Raw genomic sequence first — 10,129 nt, 5'->3', positions numbered from 1 at the left:
TTGTGTGAAGTGATTCACATCTGCCGTGTCGATGGAGGCGCATTATAGGGAGCTCTCCGGGAATGACAAGCGGAAAAATACAATTTTATTTCAACCGCTCATCTTTTAAACGCAACGCTTATTTTTGCTGCTTTTTAATCGCCGCCGGCAGCTCTGCCAGGCTATTTAGCACCCAATCCGCCGCTTTTTCCGCTTCTTCAGTCAGGGGTTTACCGGTGCGCACCAGTACTTTAGTCCCGACATCCGCAGCCGCTGCCGCCTGCATATCTTCCAGTTTGTCCCCTACCATATAAGAAGCAGCCATATCGATATGCAGATAGTCGCGGGCGGAAATCAGCATCCCCGGATGCGGTTTACGACAATCACAGGTCTGGCGGTACTCCTCAACCGCACCCTGCGGGTGATGCGGGCAATAGTAGATACCGTCGAGGTCGACGCCGCGGTCTGCCAGAGACCAGTCCATCCATTCGGTCAGCGTTTCAAACTGGGCTTCGGTAAATTTACCGCGGGCAATACCGGACTGGTTAGTGACCAGCACCAGCGCGTAGCCCATCTCTTTTAGTTCGCGCATCGCGTCAATGACGCCATCGATAAATTCAAAATTGTCGATTTCGTGGACGTAGCCATGATCGACATTAATAGTGCCGTCACGGTCGAGAAAAATTGCGGGTACTGACTTTGCCACCGGTTTGCTCCTGAAAAAGACTAGTGCCGCTAGTATCGCATGTTTCCGCATGCAAGAAAGTGCTCATTATAAAGAGTCAGATTGATTTAGACGTCTGGATGCCTTAACATCCATTTCATTGCCAGGCATCGCCTGGATACGGCAGAAGAAAATGCCACGGCAAACGGCTAAACGATAATAAATAACTGATGATTAAACTTTCCAATATCACCAAAGTATTCCAGCAGGGGAATCGCAGCATTCAGGCGCTGAATAACGTCAGCCTGCATGTCCCTGCCGGACAGATTTACGGCGTCATCGGTGCCTCCGGCGCCGGTAAAAGTACGCTGATTCGCTGCGTGAACCTGCTGGAGCGCCCGACCGAGGGCAGCGTACAGGTTGACGGTCAGGAACTGACTGCCCTGTCGGAGAAAGAGCTAACCCGCGCTCGCCGTCAAATTGGCATGATTTTCCAGCATTTTAACTTGTTGGCCTCGCGGACCGTTTTCGGCAACGTGGCATTCCCCCTGGAGCTGGATAACACGCCGCAGGCTGAAATCAAACGCCGTGTCACGGAGCTGCTGGATCTTGTCGGCCTGGGTGATAAGCACGACAGCTACCCGGCCAACCTCTCCGGCGGCCAGAAACAGCGCGTGGCGATTGCCCGCGCGCTGGCCAGCAATCCTAAAGTATTGCTGTGCGATGAAGCCACCAGCGCCCTGGATCCGGCCACTACCCGTTCCATTCTCGAACTGCTGAAAGACATTAACCGTCGTCTGGGGCTGACCATTCTGTTGATCACCCATGAAATGGACGTGGTTAAACGTATCTGCGACTGCGTGGCGGTCATTAGTAATGGTCAACTGATCGAGCAGGACACCGTGAGCGAAGTCTTCTCCCATCCGAAGACGCCGCTGGCTCAGCAGTTTATTCAGTCCACTCTGCACCTCGATATTCCGGATGACTATCAGGCGCGCCTGAAACCTACCGCCACAGCGGATAGCGTACCGATGCTGCGCATGGAATTTACCGGCCACTCCGTCGATGCGCCGCTGCTCTCTGAAACCGCGCGTCGCTTCAACGTGAATAACAACATTATCAGCGCGCAGATGGATTATGCCGGCGGGGTGAAGTTCGGCATCATGCTCACCGAAATGCACGGTACACAGGAAGACACTCAGGCGGCCATCGCCTGGCTGCAGGAACATCATGTAAAAGTAGAGGTATTGGGTTATGTCTGAGGCAATGATGTGGCTGCTGTTGCGCGGCGTATGGGAAACGCTGGCAATGACTTTTGTCTCTGGCTTCTTCGGTTTTGTCCTCGGCCTGCCGGTGGGCGTGCTGCTGTACGTTACCCGTCCGGGGCAAATCGTCGCCAATGCCAAACTGTACCGTACGCTGTCGGCGCTGGTGAATATTTTCCGCTCCATCCCGTTCATTATCCTGCTGGTCTGGATGATTCCGTTTACCCGCGTGATCGTCGGCACCTCTATCGGCCTGCAGGCAGCGATTGTGCCATTAACAGTTGGCGCCGCGCCGTTTATCGCCCGCATGGTGGAGAACGCCCTGCTGGAAATCCCCACCGGCCTTATTGAAGCCTCCCGCGCGATGGGCGCCACGCCGCTGCAGATCGTGCGCAAAGTCCTGCTACCTGAAGCACTGCCGGGTCTGGTCAACGCCGCCACCATCACGCTCATCACGCTGGTGGGTTATTCCGCAATGGGCGGCGCGGTGGGCGCCGGTGGCCTGGGTCAGATTGGTTATCAGTATGGCTATATTGGATATAACGCCACCGTGATGAATACCGTACTGGTATTGCTGGTTGTTCTGGTTTATTTAATTCAATTCTCTGGCGATCGCATCGTCCGGGCTGTGACTCACAAATAACGTTATTGGCAGACAACACTCATTCTTACAGGAAGGAAATAACATGGCCTTTAATTTCAAAACTTTTGCGGCAGTCGGCGCGTTAATCGGTTCTCTGGCGCTGGTGGGTTGCGGTCAGGATGAAAAAGATCCGAATCATATTAAAGTCGGCGTTATCGTCGGGGCGGAACAGCAGGTCGCTGAAGTTGCGCAGAAAGTGGCAAAAGAGAAGTATGGCCTTGACGTAGAACTGGTGACCTTCAACGATTACGTTCTGCCGAACGAAGCGCTGAGCAAAGGCGATATCGACGTGAACGCCTTCCAGCATAAACCGTATCTCGATCAGCAGATTAAAGACCGCGGCTATAAGCTGGTGGCTGTCGGTAACACCTTCGTCTACCCGATCGCGGGTTATTCGAAGAAAATCAAATCGCTGGACGAACTGCAGCCGGGCTCGCAGATCGCCGTCCCTAACGATCCGACCAACCTCGGTCGTTCTCTGCTGCTGCTGCAGCAGGTGGGCCTGATCAAACTGAAGGATGGCGTAGGCCTGCTGCCGACCTCGCTGGACATCGTCGAGAACCCGAAAAACCTGAAGATTGTTGAACTGGAGGCGCCGCAGCTGCCGCGTTCCCTGGACGATGCGCAGATTGCGCTGGCCGTTATCAACACCACTTACGCCAGCCAGATTGGCCTGACCCCGGCGAAAGACGGCATCTTTGTTGAAGGTAAAGAGTCTCCTTACGTGAACCTGATTGTGGCGCGTGAAGACAATAAAGATGCTGAGAATGTGAAAAAATTCGTTCAGGCTTACCAGAGCGATGAAGTTTACGAAGCAGCAAACAAGATCTTTAACGGCGGTGCCGTGAAAGGCTGGTAATCTTTTCTCACCGTAATATCATTCAGGACGGGCTTCACGCCCGTCTTGTCATTTATGCAAGCACCTGATTCAATAACGCCCTGTTTTTTATTCATTGAGGAAATACTATGCGTGCTTTACCGATCTGTTTGTTAGCACTCATGTTAAGCGGTTGTTCCATGCTAAGCAGATCTCCCGTTGAGCCTGCTCAAAGCACTGCAACCCCGCCGGTTAAATCTGAGCCGAGCAAACCGCGCGCCACCCGCCCGGCCCCAGTACGTATTTACACCGATGCGTCAGAGCTGGTTGGTAAACCGTTCCGCGATCTGGGTGAAGTATCTGGCGAGTCCTGCCAGGCTTCGAATCAGGATTCTCCGCCGAATATCCCCACCGCGCGCAAGCGCCTGCAAATTAATGCCGCGCGTATGAAAGCTAATGCCGTCCTGCTTCACCGCTGCGAAGTGACCAGCGGTACGCCAGGCTGCTACCGTCAGGCCGTTTGCCTGGGTTCAGCGCTTAACGTCTCGGCGCAATGAGCGCATTTCAGTTCGCGCAAATAGGCGTCATCCGTTCGCCGTATAAAGAGAAGTTTGCCGTTCCTCGCCAGCCAGGCCTGGTGAAACACGGCGGCGGAGAACTCCATCTGGTCGCGCCCTATAACCAGGCCGACGCCGTGCGTGGCCTGGAGAGCTTCAGCCATCTGTGGATCCTGTTTGTGTTTCATCAGACAATGGAAGGCGGTTGGCGTCCGACGGTGCGACCTCCCCGACTGGGCGGCAATGCGCGGATGGGCGTCTTCGCCACCCGTTCAACGTTTCGCCCTAATCCCATCGGCATGTCGCTCGTTGAGCTCAAGGGCATTCGCTGTCAGAAAGATCAGGTAATACTGGAACTCGGCAGCCTCGATCTCGTCGACGGGACGCCGGTGGTTGATATCAAACCGTATCTTCCTTTCGCCGAAGCCCTGCCGGACGCCAGCGCCAGCTATGCACAGCAGGCGCCGCTGGCGGGTATGAACGTCAGCTTTACGCCGGAAATAGACGCACAGTTACTCACGCTGGAAAAACGCTACCCACATATCAAAGCGTTTATCCGCGAGGTGCTGGCGCAGGATCCGCGTCCGGCCTACCGAAAAGAGGAACAAGCGGGAAAAACGTATGCCGTCTGGCTGCTGGATTTCAACGTCCGCTGGCGGGTGACTGCCTCCGGTTTTGAAGTCTTTGCCCTCGAAGCGCGCTAATTTTATTTTCCTCTCTTTTGGCATCTTTGCCACACTGGTAAACTAAACCACTTTTTTTGTTTCAGGCTGGGCAACCAGCCTGTTCCGCTCGTTTAACTGGAACCGTTACAACATGCGTACTAGCCAATATCTGCTCTCCACTCTGAAGGAGACACCTGCCGACGCCGAGGTAATCAGCCATCAGCTGATGCTGCGCGCCGGGATGATCCGCAAGCTGGCCTCCGGGTTATACACCTGGCTGCCGACCGGCGTGCGCGTCCTGAAAAAAGTCGAAAACATCGTGCGTGAAGAAATGAACAACGCCGGTGCGATCGAGGTGTTAATGCCGGTCGTTCAGCCATCTGAACTGTGGCAGGAGAGCGGGCGCTGGGAGCAGTACGGCCCGGAACTGTTGCGCATTGCCGATCGCGGCGATCGTCCGTTCGTCCTCGGCCCAACCCACGAAGAGGTCATTACCGATCTGATCCGCAACGAGCTGAACTCCTATAAACAGCTGCCGCTGAACTTCTATCAGATCCAGACCAAATTCCGCGACGAAGTACGCCCGCGTTTCGGGGTGATGCGCTCCCGTGAATTCCTGATGAAAGATGCCTACTCTTTCCATACTTCGCAGGAATCGCTGCAGGAAACCTACGACGCGATGTATGCCGCTTACAGTAAAATCTTCAGCCGTATGGGGCTGGATTTCCGCGCGGTACAGGCTGACACCGGTTCTATCGGCGGCAGCGCCTCTCATGAATTCCAGGTGCTGGCGCAGAGCGGCGAAGACGATGTGATCTTCTCCGACAGCTCCGACTACGCGGCAAACATCGAGTTTGCGGAAGCCGTTGCGCCGAAAGAGCCGCGCGCAGCCGCCACCCAGGAGATGACCCTGGTCGATACGCCGAACGCCAAAACCATCGCCGAGCTGGTGGAGCAGTTCAACCTGCCGATCGAAAAAACCGTGAAAACTCTGCTGGTGAAAGCGGTTGAAGATAGCGCTTCCCCGCTGGTTGCCCTGCTGGTGCGCGGCGATCACGAGCTGAACGAAGTGAAAGCGGAAAAACTGCCGCAGGTCGCCAGCCCGCTGACCTTCGCCACCGAAGAAGAGATCCGCGCCCTGTTGAACGCCGGTCCGGGCTCCCTGGGCCCGGTGAACATGCCGGTTCCGGTGATTATCGACCGTACTGTAGCGGTGATGAGCGATTTCGCCGCTGGCGCCAACATCGATGGCAAACACTACTTCGGCATCAACTGGGACCGCGATGTCGCGACGCCGGAAGTGGCCGACATCCGTAACGTCGTCGCCGGCGACCCGAGCCCGGACGGTAAAGGTACCCTGCTTATTAAGCGCGGTATCGAAGTGGGTCATATCTTCCAGCTGGGGACGAAGTACTCCGAGGCGATGAAAGCCGCGGTCCAGGGCGAAGATGGGCGTAACCAGATCCTGACCATGGGCTGCTATGGTATCGGGGTGACTCGCGTGGTAGCGGCGGCGATTGAGCAGAACTTTGACGATCGCGGTATCGTCTGGCCGGATGCGATTGCGCCGTTCCAGGTGGCGATCCTGCCGATGAACATGCACAAGTCTTACCGTGTGCAGGAGCTGGCGGAGAAACTGTACGCCGAGCTGAGCGCCCAGGGTATTGAAGTGCTGATGGACGATCGTAAAGAGCGTCCGGGCGTGATGTTCGCCGATATGGAGCTGATCGGTATCCCGCACACCATCGTGCTGGGCGATCGTAACCTCGACAACGATGATATCGAGTACAAGTATCGTCGCAACGGTGAGAAGCAGCTGATTAAGACCGGAGATATTGTGGAATATCTGGTTAAAGCGATAAAAGGCTAACCCCCCCCTCAGGGCCCTGAACGGATGTCAGGGCCTTTTTTTTACAAGGACAGTACCAATGACTGCACATCTCCTCCGCAGCGGACTGCTTACTTTTGCCCTGCTCCTGCTTACCGCCTGTACCCTGGACGTCGGCCGCAGCTCGCCTTCCACATCTGCTGCCGATGACCATTCATCATCCTGGGCTGTTACCCTCCAGCGTCAAAGCTCGATTGCCGGCAGCGGACTGCGCGAAATCGCCGAAAGCGACCTGCGCTCCGGCGACCTGCTGTTCTCCTCCAGCCTGGGCGTCACATCGCTTGGGATCCGCGCCTTCAGCGCCTCTTCCGTAAGCCACGTCGCGCTGTATGTTGGCGAAGGTCAGGTTGCGGAAGCCACCGGCGCCGGCGTACAAGTGATTACCCTTCAGCAGGCGCTGGCGCACAGCGATAAACTCTTTGCTCTCAGGGTGCCTGACCTGACGCCGGACCAGGCGACGGCGATGAAAAGTTTTGCCTGGCAGGTCAAAGACAGCGGGTATAACTATCGCGGCATTATTCAGTTTATCCCTTATATGGTCACCAAACCGCTCTGCTCGCTCAACCCCTTCTCACGAGACTTTCGCCAGCAGTGCGTCAGTGGCCTGGCCAAAGCGCAGCTGGGCGATGCGGCAAGCGGCGACAAGAAAGCGTGGTTTTGCTCGGAGTTTGTCAGCGAGGCCTTTGTCCGAGCCGGGCATCCGCTGACGCTCGCGCAGGCGGCGTGGATCAGTCCTTCCGATCTGCTGCACATGCGGGAAGGAGACGTCGCCACGTTTAAACCCGAAACGCAGCTCCAGTATGTCGGGCATTTGAAACTGGGAGTTTATCTTCAGGCTGGTAAGCTGGTGGGGCTGAACAAACCGAAGGACGGTGCGGAGTAAAGAAACGATTGACGCTTTTCCGCCAGCCAGATCCACGCTCACTCTTGATGTGACAGGGCTAATAACAGGAGGAAGTAGGTGGTACTGTGCGGGATCATCCCCTGCCCGTTACCCGGACAGGGGCCTGACAATCAATGGCTGCAGTCTTTACCGGGAATAAATTTGCCGGCTTGATCCGTCATCAGCGTTTTCATCATCTCGCCGGTATCCGGGTTCGCCTCGAGAGTAAAGTGCCCTTCTACCACCAGCAGTACCGGGCGAGTATCGGTCCCGCGCGCGGCGGCATAATCCCGTTCAAGCTGGGCATTGTTCGCCACCGCGACGCGTTTACCGGTCGCACAATCGGTAAAGGTTGCCGCATCGGCCATATAGAAATACATGCCGCGCATCGCCATCGGCGTCGTCGGCAGGCTGGCCTTCACTGGCTCCAGGGTATAGTTGAGAGGAGACTGAATGGGGCTTCCGTTGCGGTCGAGCATCTCCAGCTTGTCGCCTTTCGCGCGAAAGTAAGATTTCTCGCCCTTGCTGTTGGTCAGCACCAGCTTATCCGCGGTACGTGCCCAGGTGCCGTACGAGGCAAAGGATGACGGCTCACGACGGGCGCCCTGGTAGTGCTCATTCATCACCCAGGTCCCGTCTTTTTCCAGGAACAGCGAGGTGTCGATACCTTCGCAATCCGCGCAAGGCAGCACGCCTCGCCAGCTTTGCTGCATCGGCTTGAGCTCTTCCATCGCCGCTGGCTGGACCGTGTCAGTCTCGGCGCGATGGTTACAACCAAACAGCGCGAACAGCGAACAGGCCGCTATCACGGAGAATACGATTTTCTTCACTTTGCTTTCCTTATCATCCATTTCACCCGTTCGCCGACGCCTTCACTGGCGAACTTTCCCACGCAGCGCCTTGACTGAGGACTTCTGTGCCTTGGAAGCAAGGCGTCGCTCTTTCGATGCCCGAGTCGGTCGCGTCTCCCGGCGACTTTTTTGCACTGCGGTTAATTCTTTAATAAGGGCCACCAGCCGGGCGATCGCCGCTTCACGGTTCATCTCCTGGCTGCGGTATTCCTGAGCCTTAATGATAACCACACCGTCAGCAGAAATTAAGTGGTGGCTGGCGGCGAGCAGGCGCTCTTTGTAAAACTCCGGCAGGCTTGAAGCTTTAATATCAAAGCGCAGATGGATCGCCGTCGACGCTTTGTTTACATGCTGCCCCCCTGCTCCCTGGGCGCGAATGCCTGACAAGACGATCTCGTCGTCGGCAAGGGCTACGCTGCGGCTAATAGTAATCATGCCGACGCTTGCCAGGCGGTAAGCTGAATTTCCAGATTATTCCGAGCGCCGGATAACCAGATACTGCCCTCCTGCAGAGTGGCCTGCAGCGTCATGGTACGGTCGGCAAAGGCGCTAAGCAGTGCCAATTGCGCATCATCAAGATACCAGATGGTCAGCTTCGGGTACGCCGCAAGCTTGCTCTGATTCTGCTGCCACCAGATTTCAGCTGCCCGGCTATTATAGGCAAACAGCGCCACCGCCTGCGCCCGTGAGCAGGCTTTCTTAATCCGCCGCTCATCCGGCAGACCCAGTTCGATCCACAGATCGACCCCGAGATGATCGTTAAGCAGCCACAGCTCCGGCTCGTCATCCGACGACAGACCGCGGGTAAACTGTAGCCGTTCATCGGCATATTTGATCCATGCCAGCAGGCGCAGCATCATGCGCTCCTGGGTTTCTGACGGATGCTGAGCCAGCGTCAGGCTAGCATCCAGAAACTGGTTGCGATCCAGATCGGCTACATTTACCGCAGCTTTATATATTGTCGCTTTCAGCGCCATGAATAAACTCCTGAAAAGAATGGCGTACATTGTAGCGAAACTGGCGGCAAAAGGCTGTCGTCAATCGCAGCAACCTGTTTCATCCTGCTGAAATTGCTTAAATGACTATGATATAGTTCCCTTGCTAAACAGAGTTTATCTTCGTAGGCTTAAACTTGCATCCCACGGTTGAGTCAGAACGCTGACAGGAGGGCATGTGGACCACTATTGTGAGTTAATACGCAAGCGGTATGCGGAAATAGCCAGCGGAGACTTAGGGTATATCCCGGATGCGCTGGGTTGCGTGTTGAAAGTATTGAATGAGATTGCGGCGGATGAGGCCCTTTCGGAGTCAGTCAGGGAAAAGGCCGCTTATGCGGCAGCAAACTTACTGGTGAGCGATTATGTCAATGAATGATACTTATCAACCCATTAACTGCGATGATTACGACAACCTGGAGCTGGCCTGCCAGCATCACCTGGTGCTGACGCTGGCGCTGAAGGATGGCGAACAGCTGCAGGCAAAGGCCAGCGATCTTATCTCGCGAAAAAATATCGAGTATCTGGTGGTCGAACTCGCCGGCAACGTCCGCGAGCTGCGCCTGGATAAAATCGCCAGCTTCAGTCACCCGGAAATCGGCACCGTGGTGGTGAGCGAATCCTGAATCAAAAACGGGCTTAATCGCCCGTTTTCCTCCACATCAGCCTGACCCCTTCCCCGTCCTTCACTTCACCTTCTGTGGTCACAAACAGATCGTCCGCTGCGGCAATCGGCGTTTCGCCGTAAAACAGCAGCGGCGTGGTGTCTCGTCGCCACGGAGCAACGCCCAGCTCCTGCCAGAGCTTCTTAAGCTTGCGTCCGCCATGGCGCCCGACAATATGCAGGTGGCCGCTGGCGCGAAAGCGGACGGTGACCGGCTCATCCGCCGACGGCGGGCGCAGCCTGCCGCCGGGCCGCCGC

At 56.0% G+C, this 10,129-nt stretch carries 14 protein-coding genes; 9 read left to right on the top strand and 5 right to left on the bottom strand.

Going from position 1 to position 10,129, the window contains the following annotated elements; translation table 11 throughout:
• Nucleotides 1-118: 118 nt before the first annotated feature.
• On the bottom strand, nucleotides 119-685 hold the full coding sequence (gene gmhB / locus HMPREF9538_RS25980; protein WP_002889452.1) for a D-glycero-beta-D-manno-heptose 1,7-bisphosphate 7-phosphatase: 567 nt from the start codon (nucleotides 683-685) through the stop codon (nucleotides 119-121).
• A 188-nt stretch (nucleotides 686-873) separates the two neighbouring features.
• Here gmhB and metN point away from each other — a divergent pair, with 188 nt between their 5' ends.
• The 7 genes from metN (at nucleotide 874) to HMPREF9538_RS26015 (ending at nucleotide 7,361) form a co-directional block, all read left to right on the top strand.
• Nucleotides 874-1,905 (top strand): methionine ABC transporter ATP-binding protein MetN, encoded by a 1,032-nt coding sequence (metN, locus tag HMPREF9538_RS25985; protein ID WP_009483866.1) that lies wholly within the window; start codon nucleotides 874-876, stop codon nucleotides 1,903-1,905.
• Nucleotides 1,898-2,551 carry a methionine ABC transporter permease MetI gene (locus HMPREF9538_RS25990; protein ID WP_002889448.1) on the top strand — a complete coding sequence of 218 codons (654 nt, stop codon included), beginning with the start codon at nucleotides 1,898-1,900 and terminating at the stop codon, nucleotides 2,549-2,551. The genes metN and HMPREF9538_RS25990 overlap by 8 nt, the downstream gene beginning before the upstream one ends.
• Nucleotides 2,552-2,594: 43 nt before the next feature.
• Nucleotides 2,595-3,410 (top strand): methionine ABC transporter substrate-binding lipoprotein MetQ, encoded by an 816-nt coding sequence (gene metQ, locus HMPREF9538_RS25995; protein WP_002889445.1) that lies wholly within the window; start codon nucleotides 2,595-2,597, stop codon nucleotides 3,408-3,410.
• Nucleotides 3,411-3,517: 107 nt separating this feature from the next.
• Nucleotides 3,518-3,925, top strand: a complete 408-nt coding sequence (rcsF, locus tag HMPREF9538_RS26000) for an Rcs stress response system protein RcsF (RefSeq protein ID WP_002889443.1) — start codon at nucleotides 3,518-3,520, stop codon at nucleotides 3,923-3,925.
• A complete protein-coding gene (gene tsaA / locus HMPREF9538_RS26005; RefSeq protein WP_002889441.1) occupies nucleotides 3,922-4,629 on the top strand; it encodes a tRNA (N6-threonylcarbamoyladenosine(37)-N6)-methyltransferase TrmO in 708 nt (235 codons plus the stop codon). The genes rcsF and tsaA overlap by 4 nt, the downstream gene beginning before the upstream one ends.
• Before the next feature lie 112 nt (nucleotides 4,630-4,741).
• Nucleotides 4,742-6,460, top strand: a complete 1,719-nt coding sequence (gene proS / locus HMPREF9538_RS26010; RefSeq protein WP_009483865.1) for a proline--tRNA ligase — start codon at nucleotides 4,742-4,744, stop codon at nucleotides 6,458-6,460.
• A gap of 58 nt (nucleotides 6,461-6,518) precedes the next feature.
• Entirely contained in the window at nucleotides 6,519-7,361 is an 843-nt protein-coding gene (locus HMPREF9538_RS26015; protein ID WP_004212714.1) for a YaeF family permuted papain-like enzyme, read from the top strand.
• Between the two features lie 131 nt (nucleotides 7,362-7,492).
• Here HMPREF9538_RS26015 and nlpE read toward each other — a convergent pair whose 3' ends face one another.
• Genes nlpE through HMPREF9538_RS26030 form a run of 3 tightly spaced genes read right to left on the bottom strand, consistent with a single transcriptional unit; the run spans nucleotide 7,493 to nucleotide 9,189 of the window.
• Nucleotides 7,493-8,191 carry an envelope stress response activation lipoprotein NlpE gene (gene nlpE / locus HMPREF9538_RS26020; protein WP_002889435.1) on the bottom strand — a complete coding sequence of 233 codons (699 nt, stop codon included), beginning with the start codon at nucleotides 8,189-8,191 and terminating at the stop codon, nucleotides 7,493-7,495.
• A 42-nt stretch (nucleotides 8,192-8,233) separates the two neighbouring features.
• Nucleotides 8,234-8,647, bottom strand: coding sequence for an alternative ribosome rescue aminoacyl-tRNA hydrolase ArfB (gene arfB / locus HMPREF9538_RS26025; RefSeq protein WP_002889433.1), 414 nt, complete (start codon nucleotides 8,645-8,647; stop codon nucleotides 8,234-8,236).
• Nucleotides 8,644-9,189 carry a YaeQ family protein gene (locus tag HMPREF9538_RS26030; RefSeq protein ID WP_020316392.1) on the bottom strand — a complete coding sequence of 182 codons (546 nt, stop codon included), beginning with the start codon at nucleotides 9,187-9,189 and terminating at the stop codon, nucleotides 8,644-8,646. Before HMPREF9538_RS26030 ends, arfB begins: the two co-directional genes overlap by 4 nt.
• 196 nt (nucleotides 9,190-9,385) lie before the next feature.
• On the opposite strand from HMPREF9538_RS26030, the gene HMPREF9538_RS26035 reads away from it, so the two are divergent.
• Nucleotides 9,386-9,586, top strand: a complete 201-nt coding sequence (locus tag HMPREF9538_RS26035; protein WP_002889429.1) for a YaeP family protein — start codon at nucleotides 9,386-9,388, stop codon at nucleotides 9,584-9,586.
• Nucleotides 9,573-9,833, top strand: a complete 261-nt coding sequence (gene rof / locus HMPREF9538_RS26040) for a Rho-binding antiterminator (protein ID WP_002889424.1) — start codon at nucleotides 9,573-9,575, stop codon at nucleotides 9,831-9,833. Before HMPREF9538_RS26035 ends, rof begins: the two co-directional genes overlap by 14 nt.
• Nucleotides 9,834-9,846: 13 nt before the next feature.
• Here the strand turns inward: rof and tilS are convergent.
• On the bottom strand, nucleotides 9,847-10,129 hold a 283-nt coding region (gene tilS, locus HMPREF9538_RS26045), incomplete at its 5' end, for a tRNA lysidine(34) synthetase TilS (protein WP_009483863.1).

This window comes from Klebsiella sp. MS 92-3, from assembly GCF_000195655.1.
Taxonomy (GTDB): Bacteria; Pseudomonadota; Gammaproteobacteria; order Enterobacterales; family Enterobacteriaceae; genus Klebsiella; species Klebsiella pneumoniae.
The sequence above is the reverse complement of the archived record's forward strand: the minus strand, read 5'-3'. Positions and strand labels throughout refer to the sequence as shown.

Coding starts and splice junctions, on each gene's coding strand:
- metN (WP_009483866.1), top strand. CDS start 874: ATGATTAAACTTTCCAATATCACCAAAGTATTCCAGCAGGGGAATCGC.
- HMPREF9538_RS25990 (WP_002889448.1), top strand. CDS start 1,898: ATGTCTGAGGCAATGATGTGGCTGCTGTTGCGCGGCGTATGGGAAACG.
- metQ (WP_002889445.1), top strand. CDS start 2,595: ATGGCCTTTAATTTCAAAACTTTTGCGGCAGTCGGCGCGTTAATCGGT.
- rcsF (WP_002889443.1), top strand. CDS start 3,518: ATGCGTGCTTTACCGATCTGTTTGTTAGCACTCATGTTAAGCGGTTGT.
- tsaA (WP_002889441.1), top strand. CDS start 3,922: ATGAGCGCATTTCAGTTCGCGCAAATAGGCGTCATCCGTTCGCCGTAT.
- proS (WP_009483865.1), top strand. CDS start 4,742: ATGCGTACTAGCCAATATCTGCTCTCCACTCTGAAGGAGACACCTGCC.
- HMPREF9538_RS26015 (WP_004212714.1), top strand. CDS start 6,519: ATGACTGCACATCTCCTCCGCAGCGGACTGCTTACTTTTGCCCTGCTC.
- arfB (WP_002889433.1), bottom strand. CDS start 8,647: ATGATTACTATTAGCCGCAGCGTAGCCCTTGCCGACGACGAGATCGTC.
- HMPREF9538_RS26030 (WP_020316392.1), bottom strand. CDS start 9,189: ATGGCGCTGAAAGCGACAATATATAAAGCTGCGGTAAATGTAGCCGAT.
- rof (WP_002889424.1), top strand. CDS start 9,573: ATGTCAATGAATGATACTTATCAACCCATTAACTGCGATGATTACGAC.